Source organism: Streptomyces sp. NBC_01352, assembly GCF_036237295.1.
Taxonomy (GTDB): Bacteria; Actinomycetota; Actinomycetes; order Streptomycetales; family Streptomycetaceae; genus Streptomyces; species Streptomyces plumbiresistens.
In genome coordinates this window covers 9,436,053-9,454,730 of sequence record NZ_CP108354.1, presented here as the reverse complement: position 1 = coordinate 9,454,730, position 18,678 = coordinate 9,436,053, and the positions used below count along the sequence as shown (strand labels likewise).

Annotated in this window: 17 protein-coding genes and 1 pseudogene; 11 read left to right on the top strand and 7 right to left on the bottom strand. The window is 71.9% G+C overall.

The window, feature by feature from the left end; genetic code table 11:
- Window positions 1–78 precede the first annotated feature (78 nt).
- From OG252_RS43400 to OG252_RS43390, 3 genes are read right to left on the bottom strand one after another with little or no spacing between them, the layout of a single operon-like run.
- Complete coding sequence (locus OG252_RS43400) at window positions 79–894, bottom strand: DUF427 domain-containing protein (RefSeq protein WP_329343085.1); 816 nt, start codon at window positions 892–894, stop codon at window positions 79–81.
- Window positions 895–931: 37 nt separating this feature from the next.
- Window positions 932–2,140 (bottom strand): cysteine desulfurase-like protein, encoded by a 1,209-nt coding sequence (locus OG252_RS43395; RefSeq protein ID WP_266444414.1) that lies wholly within the window; start codon window positions 2,138–2,140, stop codon window positions 932–934.
- Window positions 2,141–2,152: 12 nt separating this feature from the next.
- Window positions 2,153–3,361, bottom strand: coding sequence for a cytochrome P450 (locus OG252_RS43390; RefSeq protein ID WP_329343083.1), 1,209 nt, complete (start codon window positions 3,359–3,361; stop codon window positions 2,153–2,155).
- 152 nt (window positions 3,362–3,513) lie between these two features.
- Here OG252_RS43390 and OG252_RS43385 point away from each other — a divergent pair, with 152 nt between their 5' ends.
- From OG252_RS43385 to OG252_RS43370, 4 genes are all read left to right on the top strand, one after another.
- Complete coding sequence (locus OG252_RS43385; RefSeq protein WP_329343081.1) at window positions 3,514–4,911, top strand: hypothetical protein; 1,398 nt, start codon at window positions 3,514–3,516, stop codon at window positions 4,909–4,911.
- Window positions 4,912–4,992: 81 nt separating this feature from the next.
- Window positions 4,993–6,258 (top strand): AAA family ATPase, encoded by a 1,266-nt coding sequence (locus OG252_RS43380; protein ID WP_329343079.1) that lies wholly within the window; start codon window positions 4,993–4,995, stop codon window positions 6,256–6,258.
- The gene (locus tag OG252_RS43375; RefSeq protein WP_329343077.1) at window positions 6,255–7,574 is read left to right on the top strand and encodes a vWA domain-containing protein; all 1,320 of its coding nucleotides are present in this window, start codon (window positions 6,255–6,257) and stop codon (window positions 7,572–7,574) included. The genes OG252_RS43380 and OG252_RS43375 overlap by 4 nt, the downstream gene beginning before the upstream one ends.
- A 105-nt stretch (window positions 7,575–7,679) precedes the next feature.
- Complete coding sequence (locus tag OG252_RS43370; protein WP_329343075.1) at window positions 7,680–8,792, top strand: ABC transporter substrate-binding protein; 1,113 nt, start codon at window positions 7,680–7,682, stop codon at window positions 8,790–8,792.
- A gap of 63 nt (window positions 8,793–8,855) precedes the next feature.
- Here OG252_RS43370 and OG252_RS43365 read toward each other — a convergent pair whose 3' ends face one another.
- The 4 genes from OG252_RS43365 to OG252_RS43350 are packed head-to-tail and all read right to left on the bottom strand — an operon-like array spanning window position 8,856 to window position 12,346.
- Window positions 8,856–9,782 carry an ABC transporter substrate-binding protein gene (locus tag OG252_RS43365; protein ID WP_329345351.1) on the bottom strand — a complete coding sequence of 309 codons (927 nt, stop codon included), beginning with the start codon at window positions 9,780–9,782 and terminating at the stop codon, window positions 8,856–8,858.
- A gap of 46 nt (window positions 9,783–9,828) precedes the next feature.
- Window positions 9,829–10,518: an ABC transporter permease gene (locus tag OG252_RS43360; RefSeq protein WP_266444400.1), complete on the bottom strand. Its 690-nt coding sequence runs from the start codon at window positions 10,516–10,518 to the stop codon at window positions 9,829–9,831.
- The gene (locus tag OG252_RS43355) at window positions 10,515–11,180 is read right to left on the bottom strand and encodes an ABC transporter permease (protein WP_307673038.1); all 666 of its coding nucleotides are present in this window, start codon (window positions 11,178–11,180) and stop codon (window positions 10,515–10,517) included. Before OG252_RS43355 ends, OG252_RS43360 begins: the two co-directional genes overlap by 4 nt.
- Window positions 11,177–12,346 carry an ABC transporter ATP-binding protein gene (locus OG252_RS43350; RefSeq protein ID WP_329343070.1) on the bottom strand — a complete coding sequence of 390 codons (1,170 nt, stop codon included), beginning with the start codon at window positions 12,344–12,346 and terminating at the stop codon, window positions 11,177–11,179. The genes OG252_RS43355 and OG252_RS43350 overlap by 4 nt, the downstream gene beginning before the upstream one ends.
- A gap of 183 nt (window positions 12,347–12,529) precedes the next feature.
- On the opposite strand from OG252_RS43350, the gene OG252_RS43345 reads away from it, so the two are divergent.
- The 7 genes and pseudogenes from OG252_RS43345 (at window position 12,530) to OG252_RS43320 (ending at window position 18,398) form a co-directional block, all read left to right on the top strand.
- Window positions 12,530–13,531: an ornithine cyclodeaminase family protein gene (locus OG252_RS43345; protein WP_329343068.1), complete on the top strand. Its 1,002-nt coding sequence runs from the start codon at window positions 12,530–12,532 to the stop codon at window positions 13,529–13,531.
- On the top strand, window positions 13,528–15,054 hold the full coding sequence (locus tag OG252_RS43340; protein ID WP_329343066.1) for an HAL/PAL/TAL family ammonia-lyase: 1,527 nt from the start codon (window positions 13,528–13,530) through the stop codon (window positions 15,052–15,054). Before OG252_RS43345 ends, OG252_RS43340 begins: the two co-directional genes overlap by 4 nt.
- Complete coding sequence (locus tag OG252_RS43335) at window positions 15,051–15,953, top strand: amidohydrolase family protein (protein ID WP_266444386.1); 903 nt, start codon at window positions 15,051–15,053, stop codon at window positions 15,951–15,953. Before OG252_RS43340 ends, OG252_RS43335 begins: the two co-directional genes overlap by 4 nt.
- Before the next feature lie 140 nt (window positions 15,954–16,093).
- Window positions 16,094–16,624: a hypothetical protein gene (locus OG252_RS43330; RefSeq protein WP_329343063.1), complete on the top strand. Its 531-nt coding sequence runs from the start codon at window positions 16,094–16,096 to the stop codon at window positions 16,622–16,624.
- 154 nt (window positions 16,625–16,778) lie between these two features.
- Window positions 16,779–17,177: pseudogene (locus OG252_RS52445) on the top strand (class III lanthionine synthetase LanKC N-terminal domain-containing protein); the annotation flags it as partial.
- 109 nt (window positions 17,178–17,286) lie between these two features.
- Window positions 17,287–17,997, top strand: a complete 711-nt coding sequence (locus OG252_RS43325; RefSeq protein WP_329343061.1) for a class III lanthionine synthetase LanKC N-terminal domain-containing protein — start codon at window positions 17,287–17,289, stop codon at window positions 17,995–17,997.
- Window positions 17,994–18,398, top strand: a complete 405-nt coding sequence (locus OG252_RS43320) for a hypothetical protein (RefSeq protein ID WP_329343059.1) — start codon at window positions 17,994–17,996, stop codon at window positions 18,396–18,398. Before OG252_RS43325 ends, OG252_RS43320 begins: the two co-directional genes overlap by 4 nt.
- Window positions 18,399–18,678 lie beyond the last annotated feature (280 nt).

The window sequence follows — 18,678 nt, the reverse complement described above, 5'->3', positions numbered from 1 at the left end:
ATGGTCGCGGCAATACCGCCGCCTTGCCATGAGAGGCGGGTCACGTGGGAGTGTCGGTTTCGGGACGGTGTGCGCCGGTCACTCCGGTGACGGGGTGGAGAGCATCGGCGTGAACGGCGTGACGGGCCGCTCCTGGTGTTCGCCGTCCACGATGATGCCGACCGCCTCGTTGAAGAAAGCGAGGAGTCCCCTGACGGCGCCCACCGCGGGCAGCGGGTCCGGGTAGCTCCAGACGATGTTCGGCGGTACGTCGGCGCCGGCCCGCCACGACCAGTACCGGGCGGTGCCCTTGTAGGGGCAGCCGGTGCTGTGGTCGGTGGGCTCGAGCAGGTCGAGGCGGACGTCCTCGCGCGGGATGTAGTAGCGCGTGGGCAGACCGGTCTCGAACAGCAGGACCGGGCGGCGGGTGTCCGCGACGACGGTGCCGCCGATCTCCACCACGACATGGCGGCTGCTGGGGATCGCGTCCACCCGTTTGTGCGGGTCGCGCGGGTGGATGAAGATCTCCTCCTCTTCCTCGTACCAGTGGTCGAGGCCCCGGCCGACGCGCCGGAACCACTCGAAGGCGATGTGGTCGGCGAGGTCGGCGGCGGGGAAGGTCCAGGCCGCGTTCTCCACGGTCTCGCCGTCGGCTTCGAGGTCGTAGAAGATCCGCGAGCCGGTGTGCGTTCCTGTCGGGGGGTTCTTCGCGGGGCGCAGCAGGTCCTCGCGGACCTCGGCGCGAGGGAAGGCGTACAGCGGGACGGGGACGTCGGGTTCCCAGACGAGGACGGGGTGCCGGCTGTCGACGACCGTCACGTCGCCCTTGCGGCCGCGGACCCAGCGTGCGCTGGGCTCCCACAGAAGGCCTTCCGGCGTGGTCCGGACGGCCCGGGCGGTGGGGAATGTGCTCATGACCTGCTCTCCTTTCAACGGCTCCCCTTTCAATGGCTCAGCGGGATGTCAGGAACTCGGACAACCCCGTCAGGAGCCGGTCGACGTCCTCCGTGCAGGTATAGGGCGCGAGGCCGATGCGGAGGCCGCCGGTGTCGCCGAGGCCCAGTCGGCGTGAGGCCTCCACGGCGTAGAAGGATCCCGACGGGGCGTGGACGCCGCGCTCCGCGAGGAAGCGGTACGCGTCCACCGTGCCGTGGTTCTCGAACGTCAGCAACAGGGTGGGGGTGCGGTCGGCCGCCCGGGAGTGGATCGTGACGCCTTCGAGCGAGGACAGTCCCTTGTCCAGTTGCGTGCGCAGGCTGTCCTCATGCGCTTCGAGCGCCGTGTACGCCGCGATCAGGCGCTGTCGCCGGGTGCCGGTGGCACTCGTGTCCAGGCCGGCGAGGAAGTCGACCGCCGCGGTGGTGCCCGCGAGGAACTCGTAGGGCAGGGTGCCCAGTTCGAAGCGCTCCGGAACGGCGTCGGTGGAGGGCAGGAGCTTGTCCGGCCGCAGCGTCTCCAGCAGTTCCGGGCGGGCGGCGAGGACCCCGTGGTGGGGGCCGAGGAACTTGTACGGGGAGCAGACGAAGAAGTCCGCGCCGAGCCGCTCCACGTCGACCGACGCGTGGGCGGTGTGATGGACGCCGTCGACGTAGGTGAACGCCCCTGCCTCGTGCGCCAGTCGGGAGATCTCGGCGATCGCGGGCCGGGTGCCGATCAGGTTGGACGCGGCGGTGACGGCGACCAGCCGGGTGCGTTCGGACAGCACGGCGCGGATGTCGTCGACGGTCAACTCTCCGGTGGCGGGGTCGAAGTCGGCCCAGCGCACGGTGGCACCGGCCCGGTCGGCGGCCTGGACCCAGGGACGGATGTTGGCGTCGTGGTCGAGGCGGGTGACGACCACTTCGTCTCCGGGGGACCACGTCTTGGCGAGGGTGCGGGAGAAGTCGTAGGCGAGCTGGGTGGCGCTGCGGCCGAAGACGATCCCCGATGGCTGCGCCCCCAGCAGGTCGGCCACGGCCCGGCGGGCCTCGATGACGATGCTCTCGGCGTTGCGCTCCCCCGGCACCGTGTGCCCCCGGTTCGACAAGGGGTGCGCCAACGCGTCGGCGACGGCGTCGATGACCGGTCGGGGCGTCTGGGTGCCGCCGGGGCCGTCGAAGTGGGCGGTGCCGGCCGCCAGGGCGGGGAACCGGGAGCGGATGGCGGTGATGTCGTACGTCACGAGATGCTCCTGTCAGGCAGCCCTGTCCCACAGCACGTGCAGGGCGGGGGGCTTGCGGAAGACCAGGCCGTACGGCGCGGTCGGGCGGTCCGGGTCGAGGCGCAGGGCGGGCAGGCGTTCGAGCAGGCTCCGCAGGGCGATGCGGGTCTCCAGGCGGGCGAGGTGCGCGGCGAGGCAGTGGTGGGGGCCGTGTGCGAAGGCCAGGTGGAGGCGGGCGTTCGCACGGCGGACGTCGAACCGGTCGGGGTCGGGGAAGACGGCCGGGTCCCGGCCCGCACCCGTCAGGGAGACGGTGACCAGGTCACCGCGGCGGATCGTGGCCGGGCCGAGGACGGTGTCGCGGGTGGCGTAGCGGTCCACGACGGCGGCGCCCGGTTCCAGGCGCAGCGATTCCTCGATCGCGCCGTCCAGCAGACCGGCATCGGCCCGGACGAGGGCGAGTTGGCCGGGATGCCGGAGCAGGTGCAACAGCGCGTTGGTGATCATCGCCTCGGTGGTCTCGATGCCCCCGAACATCAGGACGGCGGCGTTGGACGCCACCTCGGGCAGCCCCAGCCGCCTGGCCGCGGAGCCGAGCAGCGAGGCAGCGTCCGGGTCGGAGACGGTGGCCTCCACGGCCGCGCGCAGCTGCGCGTACGCCACGGCGCCGGCGGGTCCGGCCTCGAGTCCGGCGGTGATGTCGGAGACCGACCGCACGATGGAGTCGTACCAGGAGAGCACCGTGGCCGCGGTGGTGCCGACCAGCCCGAGCGCCTCGGTCACGACGGCGACCGCGAGCGGGCCGGCGAAGGCCGTTCGCAGTTCGGCGGCGCCGGCCGGTTCCAGTGCGGTGATGAGCCGGTCGGTCTCCCGCTCGATGCACGAGGCGAAACCGTCGTGCGTCTCTCGGGGGCGGAACGGAGCGGCGAAGGCATCACGGTGACGGGCGTGCTCGGCACCGTCCAGGGACAGCATGCTCGGCCCGACGACCTGCGCGGTGGAGAACCGGGGGTCGTCGACCGTGAAGGTCGCGGCGTCCCGCATCACGTCCATCGCGAGATCGCGCCGGGTCACCAGCCAGCCGTCCAGCTCGGGCAGCCAGGACACGGGCTCGTGCGCACGCAGCGACGCCAGGCGCGGATGCGGGTCCTCGGCGAGTTCGGCCAGGGTGGTCGCGGCGCCGAGCGGGTAAGGGCTCGGGCTGGGACTGGGACCGGGACTGGGGAAATCGATCACAACCAAGGCTAACAAGCGTGCCCGCGGACGAACTTGTCCACCGACCAGGGAAGTTGAATCACCGGTGACAGATCGGGGTGAGGGACGTTATGCTCCGCCACGATGACGACTCATTCTGCTGACAGATCGGGGGTCCCGTCCGCGCAAGGTGAGTGCTGATGCTCACCAAGACCGCGAACGAGGTTTCCCGCTTTTCCTTCTGGCCGCGCGTGCGAGAGTTCGCCGTGCCGCCCTCCATGATCGAGACCGCGACCGCCCGCCGACACGTCGGCGACTGGGCCGGGGCGTGTGCCGCCGCGGGTGTCGATGTCGATCTCCAGTTGCGTTCCGTGGCGCGTACCCATGGCGGGGAACTCGCGGCCCGGATCCGCACCGATCTCCGCCATCTGGCTCCGGACCTGCTGCGCTGGCACCTGCCGAGGATCGCTCCCGACGGGCTGCTGCGTCCGGGTCTGACCGTCTCGCTGGTCCGGTACGAGGCCGCCGGGCGTGACGGCCCGGTGCATCTCGTGGTCCGTACGCCGCCCGCCTGGGCGGACGCCGGTCAGCGGATCAGCCTCGCGCTGTGGGACGGCTCCCCCGCGCAGGGCGGCGCCGACCGCCATCCGCATCCCTGGCCCAGTCGGCGCTTCCGCCTGGACCTGCACCGCCATCTGTGGGACGTACGCAGGACCGATGAGCTGCGGACCCGGTCCGGGGCCGACGGGCCGGCCGACGGCGGCCGGCCTGTGGCCGTCCCGGATCTGCCCCGGGCGGCGGCGCAGCCGCTGCCGCACGTCCGTCGCTGGGCCGTGGACCGGTGGGCGGCCGAGGCGGGCATCCTGCTGTACGCCGAGGGGCGGTCCTCCGGTGCCGTCGTCGTGCGGCTCGGGAGGCGGCATCGGCTGGTGCTGGAGGTGGTGGACGACGTCGGGCCGCCGACTGTCCGGATCGCGGCGCCGAGCGGCGGGGACACCTCCGCCCTGCCGCTGCTGCCCGACGCGGCGACCTGGGTGCCGCCCGACCTGGAGCTGATCCGCAGCGGTGCGATCGAGGCCGAGCGGCTGCATCCGCTGGTCGCCTCGGCACTCGTACCGGACTGGTCGCCGCCCGGGCCGTTCCGGGCGTCGGACCGTGCGGGGCACCCGCGTTTCGTCGAATGCCGGGGCGCCCGGCACCGGATCGGCCTGGTCGACGGGGTGCTGGCCCCGCTGGACCACGACCCCGCCGAGATCCGCCGGGAAGAGCTGCTGGTCGCGCTGACCGGCTCGCCGCTTCCCTGTCTGCGGGCGATCGACGAGGCGCACCGACGTCCCGACTGCCTCACCGGCGTGCGCGAACGCCTGGACCACGGCGACATCGCCGGTGCGCTGGCCGTCGTCGAGGGGCTGCTGGGCCCCGACGCGGCGCTGCGCGACGGCGCTCTGCGGGACGAACTCGAGGCCGCCGCGGAGCGGCGGATCACCTACGGGCTGTTCAGGGCCGGCCTGGTCGGACCCGGACCGGACCGTATCCGCCCGGGGCTTCCCCGTCCTCGTTACCACCGCTCGCATCCCCGCCACACGACCGGCCGCTGACCTCGGGGACCACGGCTCCCCTCACGAGCACTCAACGCCCTGGGGGATCTCCCCCACCCACTAGCCAAAAGGTGATCACACATGCCCACATGCACGCTGTCCGCTGTCCCCTCCGCCCCTGTTCACGACTCCCAACTCGACGTCGCGGGCGACCTGTTGACCCTGCTGCGCGACACCACCACCGAACCACGCCCCGACGTCCAACTGGAGGCCCTGACCCTGGCCGTGGCCGCCGACCTGCCCGTACTGCTGTGGGGCGAGCCGGGCATCGGCAAGACCGCCGCGCTGACCCAGCTCGCCGAGGCCCTGGACCTTCCGCTGACCACGGTGATCGCCAGCGTGCACGAGCCGTCCGACTTCTCGGGGCTGCCCGTCGTGGGGGACGACCCCGCGGAACAGGGTGTGCCGATGGCTCCGCCGGACTGGGCGGTGCGACTGGTGCGGACCGGCCGGGGGCTGCTGTTCCTCGACGAGCTCTCCACCGCACCACCGGCCGTGCAGGCCGCGCTGCTCCGGCTCGTCCTCGAGCGGCGCATCGGCGCCCTGCGGTTGCCGCCCGGCGTCCGGATCGTGGCCGCCGCCAATCCGCGGTCCTCGGCGGCCGACGGCTGGGAGCTGAGCCCGCCGCTCGCCAACCGCTTCGTGCATCTGCAGTGGACCCACGACCACGAGGTCGTCGTACGCGGACTCGGCGGGACCTGGCCCCGGGCGACCCTGCCGCGGCTCGACCCGGCGAAGCTGCCGCAGGCCGTGGACTTCGCCCGGCGGGCGGTGTGCGGGCTGCTCACCGCCCGCCCCAAGCTCGTGCACCAGCTGCCCAGCAGTGAAACGCGCCGGGGCGGCGCCTGGCCGTCGCCCCGGAGCTGGGAGATGACGCTGTGCCTGACCGCCTTCGCGAACGCTGCCGGATCCTCCCGGGAAGTGCTCTCCCTGCTGGTCCGGGGCACCGTCGGGGACGGTCCGGGGCTCGAGCTGCTGGCGAGCCTGGACCGGCTGGACCTCCCCGACCCCGAGGAGGTGCTCGCCGATCCGGCGGGTGCGGTACTGCCCGAGCGGGGCGATCTTCGCCAGGCCGTGCTGGACGGTGTGGTGGACGCGGTGCGCCGGCGCCCGGACAGGGCCCGCTGGGACGCGGCCTGGGCGCTCCTGGTCCGGGCGGTGGAGACCGGAGCCCCGGACCTGGTGGTCGTCCCCGCGACCACCCTCGCCTCGCTGCGTCAGGAGGACTGGGACGTTCCGGCGTCGATCGAGCGGCTCGCCGGCGTGGTGTCTCTGTCCCAGCGGGCCGACCACGCGGCGGATCGCGCGGCCGCCCGGGGCGCGGTCACCGCCAAGGCCGGCCGATGAGCGCGGAACAGGAGAGGCTGCCGGACGCATCGGAACAGGAGAGGCGGCCGGACGCATCGGAGGCACTGTCGGCAACAGGGGCAGACAACGCACCGGGAGCGCTGGACCTCGACAAGCTCTTCGCCGCCCGGCTGCACGCCGCCCGCGTCCGGCCCTACTTGGCGACGGCCCTGTTCGCCCTGCACACAGTCGAGTCGCGGCGGGTGCCGACCATGGCCGTCGACCGGCACTGGCGGTGCTACGTCTCGCCGACGTTCGTGGACCGGACGCCGGTGGAGGAACTGGCGGGCGTGTGGGTGCACGAGGTGTCGCACCTGCTGCGCGACCATCACGGGCGCAGCGACCGGGTCGCGCGGGAACGGGGGCTGACCGGCCCGGGGGAACGGCTGCGGATGAACATCGCCGCGGACTGCGAGATCAACGACGACGTGTTCGGTGACGGGCTGGTCCCACCCGAGGACGTCGTGGATCCGGCGTTCCTGCGGTTGCCCGAGGGGCAGCTCATGGAGGAGTACCTGACCTGGTTCCGACTCGGGCCGCTCACCCAGAGCATGTCCTGGCTGGACTGCGGCAGTGGCGCCGACGGGCTGGAACGGGAGTGGGACCTGGGGCCGGACGGTGCGCGCGGCCTGAGCGAGCAGGAACGGGACGCGGTCCGGTTCCGGGTGGCGCAGGGCATCACCGGCCGCCCCGGGCACGCCTCGAAGGGCTGGCGTCGGTGGGCCGAGGAGGCGTTCCATCCGCCGCAGCCGTGGCGGGAGTTGCTGGCAGCGGCGATCCGCTCGGCGGCCTCCGGGCCGGGCGCGGGCGCGGACTACACCTACGGCCGGCCGTCCCGGCGCTCGGCCTCGGTGCCCGGGGCGGTCCTGCCGAGCCTGCGGCGCAGGCCGCCCCGGGTGTCCGTGATCATCGACACGTCCGGGTCGGTCAGTGACGCCGAACTGGGCAGCGCGATCCTCGAGGTCGCCGCCATCTCCCGTGCCGTGGGCGGCCGTCGTGACCTGGTCTCCGTGCTGCCGTGCGACGCGGCGGCCAGGGTCGTGCACCCGCTGTGCCGTGGTGAGGGAATTCCGCTGATGGGCGGCGGGGGCACGGATCTGCGCACCGGTTTCGCCAAGGCGCTGCGGTCACGGCCACGCCCCGACGTCGTCGTGGTCCTGACGGACGGTCAGACACCCTGGCCGGACACGCGGCCGGCGTGCCGGACGGTGGTGGGCCTGTTCCCTCGGCAACCGGGGGCGTGGGACAACGAGGACGATCCCGGCTACGTGCCGGACTCTCCGCCCTCATGGGCGCGCGTGGTGGAGATCGGCTAGTGCGGCAGCTCTTGGGGGATCTGTTGTGGCCGTCCTCGGCGCCGCTGACGTTCCCTCTACGATCCGGGCACACTACAACCATCGTCACTCGGGAGACGCCCACACATGAATATGCCACCGTCGCCGCCTGGAGGCGAACGGACTGACGGATCGTCCATCACGATCGGCGCTCTCGTTCCGCTGACTCGGCCCGGCTTGGTCGAGGCGGGCCGACACCTGCTCGCCGGACTCGAGCTGGCCGTTCGCGAGGTCAATGAGGCCGGCGGGATCGTCGGAAGACCACTGGAGCTGATGGTCCGGGACACCGCGGGTGATCCGCAGCGGGCCGCGGCGGCCGTGGACGAACTGGCTCGTCTGGGCGTGGCCGCCCTGGCGGGGGAGTATCACAGCGTCGTGGCTCGCGCCGCTGCTGCCAGGGCCGACGCCCTCGGCCTGCCGTTCCTCTGCTCGTCAGCGGTTCTCGACGCGCTCACCGAACAGCCGACGGGATGGGTCGCGCGCCTCGCCCCGGCGCAGTCCCACGGCTGGCGGATCTACGCGGACTTCCTCCTCGATGCGGGCCACAGTCGAATCGCCGTAGCAGCCGAGCCGACTGTCTACTGGGCATCCGGGGCCGGCATTCTGCGCGACCACCTCGCTCCACGCGGCGGCACCGTCCTCGAACTCGACATGCGCGCGCTCGCCCCCACGGCCGTGTGCGACGAACTCGTCGACCATCGCGCGACGGCCCTCCTGCTTCTGGTCGGCAGCCCGGAGCCGGCGGTGCCGATCGTCAGGTCCGTCCGCCGCGACCGGCGCCTCGCCGAGATCATGATCGGCGCTCCGGCCGGGCAACCGGAGTTCGCCGAATGGGCGAAGTTGCTGGGCGACGACGGGGCCGCGGTCCCGTTCTTGCGCTACCTTCCCGAGCGCCTCACCCCACTCGGTGCACGAGTCGGGGCGGCCCTCCGCGAGCGGCTGGCCGAAGCGCCCTCCTTCGTCGCCTTCGAGGGCTACGACACGGTCGCCGTCCTCGCCGATGTGCTGCGTTCTCACGGCACGGACCGGGCGCGCATCGCCGAGTCCTGGCCGCGCGTGGCAGTCGACGGCACCCGCGGGCAGATCCGGTTCTCCCGCCCGCCAGGCATCAGCGTCTGGCAATGGGCTTGGCCGCCGGTCCAGGTCGTTGATCGGGATCCGGCGGAACCCGATCGCTTCCGGATCCTTCACGTCGGCTGAGCGTGTGTACGGAGGTGCCGGCCCGACCGGGCCCGTCGGTGCCGGCACCTCACTCGTCGCCGGTCAGCTCACGAGGCCGGCTGTGGTCAGCCAGTCCTTCGCGACGTCACTGGCGTCCTCCTTGTCGTTGACGAGCTTCTTCATCATGTCCAGCAGGTCTTCGGTGGTGAGCTTGGCCGAGACGCCGTTGAGTGCGCCCTTGGCCGTGTCGTTGACGGCGGCCTTGTAGACCAGGGGCGTGACGTTCTGCGAGGAGAAGAGGTTCTTCGGGTCCTCCAGCACCACCAGCTTGTCCTCGACGATGGCGGGATCGGTGGTGTAGATGTTGGCGGCCTGCACCTTGTCGTCCTTCAGCAGCTTCAGCAGGGTGGCCTGGGCGCCCGCGTCGAGCGGCTGGAACGTGCCGAACTCGACGCCGTAGACGTCCTTCAGTCCGACGCCGCCCTGGGTGCGGGTCTTGAACTCCGAGCCGGCACCGATCGTCCAGTCCTTCGCGACCGGCGCGAGGTCGGCGAGGGTCTTGAGCTTGTACTTGGCGGCGGTCTCGGCGGTGACCGTGACCGAGTCCTTGTCCTGGGCCTCGGCGGAGTCGAGTATCTCCACCGACGACGGGAGTTTCGCCTTCAGCTCGGTGTTGATGGCCTCCGTACTGGTGGCGGTGCTCTTCGGGTCGACCGCCACTGCCAGCAGGGCGCCGTTGTACTCGGGGAAGACGCCGATGCCGCCCTTGACGACCTGGTCGTAGTAGACCTCGCGGGCTCCGATGTCGAACTTGCGGGTCACCTTGAGACCCTTGGCCTCCAAGGCCTGCGAGTAGATCTCGGCGAGGAGCTGGTTCTCGGGGAAGTTCGCGGAGCCGACGACGATGGACTTGCCGTCGCCGCCGCTACTGCTGCTCCCCGTCAGCGGGTTGCTGTCGCTGTCGTCGCCACCGCCGCAGGCGGTCAGCGCGAGTGCGGTGATCAGGCCGAACGCGGCGCCTCGGTACATGCCTCTCATGGGTGTTTCCTTTCTCAGTGCCCGGGGGCTCAAGAACTCAGGTTCTGGACGCCGAGACCCGCAGGCCCGGCGAGACGACGAAGCGCCGCAGCGCGGTGAAGAGGATCTGGACGACGAGCGCCAGGACGACGACGACGGTGGAGCCGCCGATGACCAGTTCGTAGTCGTTGCGGGAGAGTCCGTCGACGATGAAGCGGCCCAGGCCGCCGAGACCGGGATAGGCCGCGACGGTCGCGGTGGCCACGACCTGGATCGCGGCGACCCGTAGTCCGAGGAGGATCAGCGGGAGCGCCATCGGCACCTCCACCCGTACCAGGACCTCCCACTCGGTCATGCCGACTCCGCGCGCGGCGTCCCGGGTGTCGGGGTCCACACCGCGGACTCCCTCGAAGGTGTTGATGAGGATCGGCGGGATGGCGAGCGCGACCAGGGCGACCAGGACGGGCGTGGTGCTGAGCCCGGCGAGCGTGACGACGAGGACCACCAGGCCGAAGGTGGGGACCGCCCGCGCCAGGTTGGCGACGCTGGCCACGGCGAAGGCCCCGCGGCCGGTGTGTCCGACGAGCAGTCCGAACGTCAGCCCGATCAGGGCGGCGAACAGGAGCGACAGGCCGCTGTAGGTCAGGTGTTCCAGGAGCCGATGGGGGATGCCGTCGTCACCGTGCCACTGCTTCGAGGACGTCAGCCAGTCCGCCACGAGCCGGATCTGGTTCAGGAGATCGTTCATGCGGCCGTCACCTTGTTCCGGGACCAGGGGGTGAGCAACCGCTGGGCCAGGACCAGCAGGGCGTCGGTGGCGAGGGCGAGCAGCATGATCAGCACGATCGCGGTGACGATCGGGGTCGGGAAGTCGAGTTGGAGGCCCCGGGTGATGTAGTAGCCGAGACCGCCCTGTCCGATGAGCTGTCCGACGGCGACGAGGCTGATGGACGAGACGGCGGCGACGCGTACGCCGGCGATGACGACGGGTACGGCGATGGGCAGTTCGACCTGGACGACACTGCGGATCGGGCCGAAGCCCATGGCGGTGGCGGCGAGCCGGACCGGTTCGGGGACCGAGGCCAGCCCGTCGACGACATTGGGCACCAGGACCGACAGCGTGTAGAGCGTCAGCGGGATCATCACCGTGCGTTCGGTCAGCCCCGTGTACCGGACGAAGATCATGAACAGGGCGAGTGACGGAATCGAGTACAGGATGTTGGCCACGGTCAGGACCGGCGGGTACAGCCATCTCCAGCGATGACACAGGATGCCGAGAGGCACCGAGATGATCAGGCCGAACACCACCGGCAGCAGGCCCAGGCGCAGATGGACACCGGTGTAGTCGGCCAGCTCGCCGGCATGGTCGGCTATCCAGTCCCAGCGGACCAGCGGCTCACCGTCGCTCATCGTTCACCACCGCCCGGTGCGTCGGCGCCCGCGTCGCCCGCGGCCGCTTCGGCGGCGACGGCTTCGGCGGCGACTGCTTCCGCGGCGGCCATCACGGCGGACAGCTCGTACGCGTCCGCGACTCCGACGACCGCGCCTTGCGCGTCCACGCCGACCGCGAGCCGGGACGGCGACAGGAGTGCCGCGTCGAGGGCGGCCCGCGCCGAGTCGCCCACGAGGCTGAACGTGTGGCCGAGCGGCGTCAGAGGCGCGTCCGCGAGCGTGCCGGTGTCCGGCAACCCGGCGACCGCGGCCCAGCCGAGCGGCCGGCGGGCCTCGTCGACGACGAGCACCCAGGGCTCGTCCACCGTCCGGGCCCGCGCCACGGGAGAGGTCTCGGGCAGCACCGGACCGTCGCGCAGCGGCACCTCGGCCGCCTTGACGAAGGACAGCCGGCGAATGCCCCGGTCCTGCCCGACGAAGCCGGCCACGAAGTCGTCGGCGGGATGGGCGAGCAGCCGCTCGGGTGTGTCGAACTGGGCGAGCTTGCCGCCGGTCCGGAACACGGCGATGTTGTCGCCGAGCTTGATCGCCTCGTCGATGTCGTGGGTGACGAACACGATCGTCTTGTGGAGCTCCTTCTGCAGCCGGATGAACTCCGCCTGCAGCTCCGCCCGGACGATCGGGTCGACCGCGCTGAACGGCTCGTCCATCAGCAGCACCGGCGGGTCGGCCCCCAGCGCCCTGGCGACTCCGACGCGCTGCTGCTGCCCGCCGGAGAGCTGGTTCGGGTAGCGCTTGGCCATCTCGGACGGCAGTCCCACCAGTTCGAGCAGCTCCGCCGCCCGCGCCCGCGCCTTCTTGCGGCTCCAGCCGAGCAGCAGCGGCACGGTCGCGATGTTGTCGAGGATGGTGCGGTGCGGGAACAGTCCCGCGTGCTGGATGACGTACCCGATCCCCCGGCGCAGTTCGGGGGCGTGGACCTCCCGGATGTCCCGGCCGCGCAGGCTGACCGTGCCGGCCGTCGGCTCCACCATGCGGTTGATCATGCGCAGCGTCGTCGTCTTGCCGCAGCCGGAGGGACCGACCAGGACCGTGATGCCACCCTCGGCCAGTTCCAGGGACAGCTCGTCCACGGCCGTGGTGCCGTTCGGATAGTTTTTGCTCACCGCGTCGAATCTGATCAAGACTGCCCCTTACCCGGCTGCATATGTTCATGCAGAGTTACGGGTGACTGAATGGCGGTCAATGCCCGGCTGTAAACGCGACGTTACGTTCATACGAAATCGGACCAGAGGTGTCCGGAAAAGTCCCGGTCTGCGGCGTATGCGCCCTTCAGAATCAGCCAGATCAGACGTAGGGAGACATCCATGAAACCGGTCTGGTTCACCTTCCTGAACGGCTCGGACATCGAACAGCTCGAGCCGACCGACATCGAGATCCTCGACGCCGTCGAGGAAGGGCTGCGCGCCCAGGGCCTCGGCGAGACGGTCGTCGAACCCCGGGTCCACCTGATGCCCGATCCCGCGTTCAACGGCCACTTCAACGTCCTGCGCGGCTATGTCGCCCCGCTCGCCCTGGCCGGCGTCAAGATCGTGGGTGACTACGTGGACAACTACAGGACCGGGTTGCCCTCCGAGATGGCCCTGCTCAACCTGTTCGACCCGCGCACCGGCATGCCGGTGGCCGTGCTCGACGCCACCGCCATCACCGAGATGCGCACCGGTGCCCTCACCGCGCTGGGGGCGCGTCACCTGGCCCGCCCGGATGCCAAGGTGCTCGGGCACATCGGCGCCCGCGCCACCTCGTACTGGAACGTCCGCCTGCTCGACCGGATCTTCGACCTCACCGAGATACGCGTCCACTCGCGCCGCCCCGAGAGCCGCGAGGCCTTCGCCGAGCGGTTGGAGCGGGAGCTCGGCAAGCCCGTGATCGTGACCGAGGACTGGAAGACCTGCGTGGAGGGTGCGGACATCGTGGTGGAGGCGTCCCGACTCGAACGTCCCCAGCCGCTGCTGAAGACCGAGTGGATCGCCCCCGGCGCCCTGGTCGTGCCCTACGGAACGAACAGCGCGGTCGAGATCACCCTCACGGACATCATGGACAAGATCGTCGTCGACGACTGGGGCCAGGCGCACGCCGGACCGTTCGGCGCCCTGCGCGCGCACGTCGACTCCGGCAGACTCGACGAGGCCGGTCTGCACGGCGAGTTGGGCGAGATCGTCGCCGGCCGCAAGCCCGGCCGGGAGAGCGCCGACGAGACGAACCTGTTCTGGCACCGCGGACTCTCGCTCTCCGACATCGCGCTGGGCGCCGCCCTGCTCAAGAAGGCCGAAGAGCGCGGCCTCGGCCAGAAGCTGCGGTTCTCGTGACCGGGGTCGTCGTCGACGGGCGGACACTGTCCTACGCCGAGGTCGTCGCCGTCGCCCACCACGACGCCCAGGTGGTGCTCGCGGACGAGGTGCTCCCCCGGCTGGAGCGTGACCGGGCCGTCGTGGACGACATCGTCGACCGCCAGGTGCCGACGTACGGCCTCACGACGGGCCTCGGCACCCGCTCGTCGTACGCACTCCCCCGCGACGAACTCGACGCGTTCAGCGTCCGTACGGTCCGGGGCCGGGCCAACGCGGTCGGCGCACCGCTGCCGGTCCCGGTCGTACGCGCCGCCCTCCTGGCCCGCGTCAACGGCATCGCGGGCGGCGGCAGCGGAGTGCGGCCCACGATCCCGCGGCTGCTCGTGGCCATGCTCAACGCGCGGGTTCATCCGGTGATCCCCGAGGTGGGGTCGATCGGCGCCTCCGACCTGTGCCAGATGGCCCATGTCGGGCTGGTCGTCATCGGGGAGGGCAGCGCCGAGTTCGCCGGTGAGGTGCACGACGGCACCGCGGCACTGCGGCGGGCCGGTCTCGCCCCGGCCGAGCTGGGTCCGAGGGACGGGCACGTGCTGTGCAGCGCGAGCCCGCTGGCGGCCGGACAGGGCGCTCTCGCCCTGCACGAGGCGGCCGCCGTGCTCACGCTGGCCCAGGCGGTCACCGCGCTGACCTACGAGGGCTTCCGGGCGAACACGAGCCCGCTCGACCCCCGGGTGCTGGACCTGCGCCCCTCCCCCGGGCAGTCCCGCGCGGCGGGCGAGCTGCTCGCCCTGCTGGACGGCGGTGAGCTGGGCGACCCCCGGCACGCGCGGCGGGTCCAGGACCCCGTCAGCCTGCGCTGCTCGGCCCAGGTGCACGGGGCACTGCACGCCGCGCTGGACTTCGCCGACGACGCGCTCCACCCGGAGCTCAACGGCTGCGGCGACAACCCGGTGGTCCTGGCCGACACCGGCGAGATCCTCTCGTCCGGCAACTTCCACACCCCGGCCCTGGCCCTCGCCTTCGACACCCTCGCGCTGGCCCTGACACAGACCGCCGCGATCTCCGCCGAGCGGATGCGCCGGCTGCTCGACCCCGCCGTCAGCGGACTGCCCGCGAACCTCTCGCCGTACGGTCCGGAACGCTCCGGCTTCGCACCGCTGGCCAAGACGGCGCAGGCCCTCGTCGCCGAGATCCGCATGCTGTCCGCACCGGTGAGCACCGATCCCCGCCACGGCGCGGACGCCGTCGAGGACGACTCGACCAATGCGGCCCTCGGAGCCCGGCGGCTGATGGCGATGCTCACCCGGCTGCGGCAGCTGCTCGCGGTCGAGGCCGTGGTCGCCGCGCAGGCCGTGGACCTGGCCGAACCGTCCGCACTGGGGCGAGGACCTCGTCTGCTGCACCACGCGATCCGGGCGATCGTGCCCCGCCTGGACGACGACCGGCCCTGCGGGGTGGACGTGGAGGTGGTGAACCGCGACATCCTGGGATCCGACGACGTCCGGAGCGCGCTGCGCGCCTTGGTGGGAGGAGCGTCATGACCAACGTCGACGTACATCAGCATCTGTGGACCCATTCGCTGGTGACGGCCCTGCGGTCCCGCCGGGAACCGCCGTTCCTGGACGACTGGACCCTGTTCCTGGACGGTGAGCCGCCCTACGAGATCCCTCCCGCCGACCACGACCTCACCCGGCGTACGGATCTCGCCGCCGCCGACGGCCTGGGACGGGTGCTCGTCTCGCTGTCCGCCCCGATCGGCGTGGAGTGGCTGCCCTCGGCCGAGGCGCGGCCCCTGCTCGACGCCTATCACGAGGGCGCGGCCGCCCTCCCCGAACCGTTCGGGGTCTGGGCCGCCGCCTGTGTACGGGACATCGACGCGAGCGCGACGGCCGAGGACCTCGACCGGGGGTTCGCCGGACTCCAGCTCCCGGCGAACGCCCTTGCCGACGCGGCCGGTTACGCGCGCTGTGCCCCGCTGCTCGATCTGCTCGAAGAGCGCGACCTCCCCCTGTTCGTCCATCCGGGACCCGCGCCCGGCGGGTCGGGGGGACCCGGCTGGTGGCCCGCGATGGTCCCCTACGTGCAGCAGATGCACGCCGCCTGGTTCGCCTTCCGCGCCTTCGGCCGGCCGCGCCATCCGCGCCTCAGGGTGTGCTTCGCCCTGCTGGCCGGGCTCGCCCCGCTGCACGGGGAGCGCTTCGCCGCCCGGGGCGACGGGGCGGACGTCGGGGCGGACCCGGACGTGTTCGTCGAGACCTCGTCGTACGGGCCGACCGCCGTGGACGCGATCGTCCGCGCTCTCGGTGTGGACGCCGTCGTCCAGGGCTCGGACCGGCCCTATGCGGAGCCGCCGCGGCACCCCGGCTTCGGTCTGGGCGGTGCCGCGGCCTACGCCTTCCGCATCGCCAACCCGCGACGGCTGCTCACCGGAAAGGGCTGAACGTTCACCGGAGCGGTTCAACTGCGCGCGTACTCCGGCGAGTTGGCGGAGACGACCGGGGACACGCCTACTCGGCGACTCGGTGACTCGGTGACTCGGCCATCGACGGTCCCTTGCCCACCCTGCACGAGGAGATGACGATGAACGCGACCCCGATCGACACCACCGCCCTCGCCGAACTCGGCGTGTCCGACCGCCCGTTCCGGCCCCAGGAGTGCGCGGACCGGGCCCGCCGCGCGGCGGCCTTCGTCGACACCGGCGCGCTCGACCGCTCCGGCCCCGGCTCGTATCTGCTGCTGTGGCGCGACGAGCACTCCGAAGCGTGGCTGAACACCTGGTGGGAATCGCGCGACACCGGCTACCACGACCACCAGGGCTCCTGTGTCGGCGTGCACGTGATCGAAGGGACCGCCTGGCAGGAGGGGTTGCCGGTGGGCGGCCCGCGCCGCGCCCGCCGGTACGGGCCCGGAGAGTCCTTCGGCTTCCCCGGCTCGGGCATCCACCGCATGGACCACGACGCCGGCGCCGTCACCGTCCACGTCTACTCGCCGCCCCTGCAGGCCATCGGCCACTACGAGATCATCGACGGCGAACTCCATCGCACGGCGGGCCCCGCCGACGAAGGCTCACCCGCGAGCCCCCGGCTGCTCGACGTCCTCAACGCGATCTGACCGACTGCGCGGGGCGTGAGATTCGCACAGGCGGGCCGTGCGGATCTCACATCCGGCCGGTGACAGACGAACGATGTCCAGGCCCTCGCGCTCTGCCATCGTGGGAGGTGAGAAGCCCGGAAGGGCGGCCTGACATCCCCGTCTGAAGGCTGCCGTGGACAAGCGGTACGAGGTGTACTGCCTCACGGACCCGCATTTCTACGACACGCCGTCCCATGGCCGGGCGCGTGGCCGCTTCGACCAAACCCTTCGCCCGCCTCCCGCGTCGTGGACGCGCGAGGAACTCGGCGACTGGGTGGTCTGCCGTCCCGTCGACACGGCCCTCCCGCCGCAGGGCTGGAAGATCCACGTCTCGGCATGCCTGGACAACGCGCAGACGATCCTGGACGCGGTGTGGGACTACTGCGTCCCGCGCCGCATCGCCTTCAAGTTCCTCCCGGCCAAGGAGACCCTGTTCCTCGCCAACGCGAAGTACGCGCACCGCGGGTCCAGCGGAAAGTTCGTGACCGTCTATCCCGAGGACGAGGCCCGGTGCGAGCTCGTGCTCGGCGAGCTGGGCACCGTCCTCGAAGGCCTGCCGGGGCCGTACATCCTCAGCGATCTGCGCTGGGGGGGCCGGTCCGCTCTACGTCAGGTACGGGGGCTTCGCCGACCGGCACTGCGTGTCGGCCGAGGGGTTGGTGGAGCCGGCGCTGGAGCATCCCTCCGGCCGCCTGGTGCCGGATGTGCGCGGCCCCACCTTCCAGGTGCCGGAGTGGGTGAGGATGCCGGCATTCCTCGAACTCGCCTACGGCTTCGAACGCCCGGTGCTGCTGGGCGAGACCCTCACCGACGCGATCGGATTCGGGCCGCGCGCACCTGGGGATGCGGAGGTCCGCGCGGGGGCCACCGCGGCACGCGCCGACGCCTTCATCCGGACCATGCCCGAGGGCTACGACACCCGGCTCACCGGTGCGCCACTGTCCGGCGGCGAGAACCAGCGCATCGGCCTGGCACGCGCGTTCGTCCAGTCCGCACCGCACGGCCGCCTCCTGGTACTGGACGACGTGGCGGCCAGCCTCGACACCGTCACCGAGCACCGCATCGGCCAGGCCCTGACCGGCACCGGGCCCCTCGCCGGCCGGGCGGGACTCGTCGTGACTCACCGCGCCTCCACGGCGGACGGCGCGCAGGTCGTGGTCTGGCTGGACGCGGGCCGGGTTCGGAGGGTGGGGACGCATCGGGAACTGTGGATGGAGGAGGGGTATCGGGCGGTGTTCCGACCGGCGTCAGGGGGCGACGGGGAGGACGGTTCGGGGCCGGCTCGGCGCCGGCAGGTACGTCCGGCACCGGCCCCGGCACCTGCACCGGAATCCGACGGAGGCCTGTGGTGAGCGCGCGGCCCGGGGCCCTGCTGCGCTCCACACTGCGCACGCGGCGCCGGGAGTTCGTACGACTCACCGGCTGGTCGCTGGTCGAGGCCGTCCCCGCGCTGCTGTCCGGCTGGCTGGTCGCCCGTTCCGTCGACGACGGCTTCCTCGCCGCCCGCACCGCCGAGGGCTTCGGCCGGCTCGGCCTGCTGGCCTGCGCCGTCCTCGTCGGCGCCCGGGGCACGCGGCAGGCCACACTGCAACTGGCCGAGGTGCAGGGGCCGTTCTTGCCGACGAGACCTGCGACGCGCAGCTCCAGCGCCTGTCTCAGGAAATCGGGCGTCGCCGAGCCGGCCACCAGCAGGGTCCGGCACTCCGGAAGCCGGGTGGCCAGCTCCTGCGAGGTGCCGAGCGCCCCGTCCTGACCGCCGTCGACGTCGATGACGACCACGTCGGGCCGGTACGACAGCGCCCGTGTGACCGTCTGATCGTGGCCCGGTGCCCCGGCGACCACCTCGATGTCCTCCTCACGTGACAGCAGGGCGGCCAGTGCCCCGCGCACCAGGTCTGTCTCCTCGACGAGAAGAACGCGGATCAACATCGCTCCTGCCCGGCCGTACGCGGCCTCCATCGCACGACACGTCCCGGACACTCCGACGACGCCGTACGAAGTATCTCCGGCTTTCCACCCAATTGCCGGAAGCC

What these genes read in the sequence shown, in the direction of transcription:
- OG252_RS43375 (WP_329343077.1), top strand. Translation starts at nt 6,255, where the DNA reads ATGAGCGCGGAACAGGAGAGGCTGCCGGACGCATCGGAACAGGAGAGG.
- OG252_RS43370 (WP_329343075.1), top strand. Translation starts at nt 7,680, where the DNA reads ATGAATATGCCACCGTCGCCGCCTGGAGGCGAACGGACTGACGGATCG.
- OG252_RS43345 (WP_329343068.1), top strand. Translation starts at nt 12,530, where the DNA reads ATGAAACCGGTCTGGTTCACCTTCCTGAACGGCTCGGACATCGAACAG.
- OG252_RS43380 (WP_329343079.1), top strand. Translation starts at nt 4,993, where the DNA reads ATGCCCACATGCACGCTGTCCGCTGTCCCCTCCGCCCCTGTTCACGAC.
- OG252_RS43330 (WP_329343063.1), top strand. Translation starts at nt 16,094, where the DNA reads ATGAACGCGACCCCGATCGACACCACCGCCCTCGCCGAACTCGGCGTG.
- OG252_RS43360 (WP_266444400.1), bottom strand. Translation starts at nt 10,518, where the DNA reads ATGAACGATCTCCTGAACCAGATCCGGCTCGTGGCGGACTGGCTGACG.
- OG252_RS43365 (WP_329345351.1), bottom strand. Translation starts at nt 9,782, where the DNA reads ATGTACCGAGGCGCCGCGTTCGGCCTGATCACCGCACTCGCGCTGACC.
- OG252_RS43400 (WP_329343085.1), bottom strand. Translation starts at nt 894, where the DNA reads ATGAGCACATTCCCCACCGCCCGGGCCGTCCGGACCACGCCGGAAGGC.
- OG252_RS43355 (WP_307673038.1), bottom strand. Translation starts at nt 11,180, where the DNA reads ATGAGCGACGGTGAGCCGCTGGTCCGCTGGGACTGGATAGCCGACCAT.
- OG252_RS43385 (WP_329343081.1), top strand. Translation starts at nt 3,514, where the DNA reads ATGCTCACCAAGACCGCGAACGAGGTTTCCCGCTTTTCCTTCTGGCCG.
- OG252_RS43335 (WP_266444386.1), top strand. Translation starts at nt 15,051, where the DNA reads ATGACCAACGTCGACGTACATCAGCATCTGTGGACCCATTCGCTGGTG.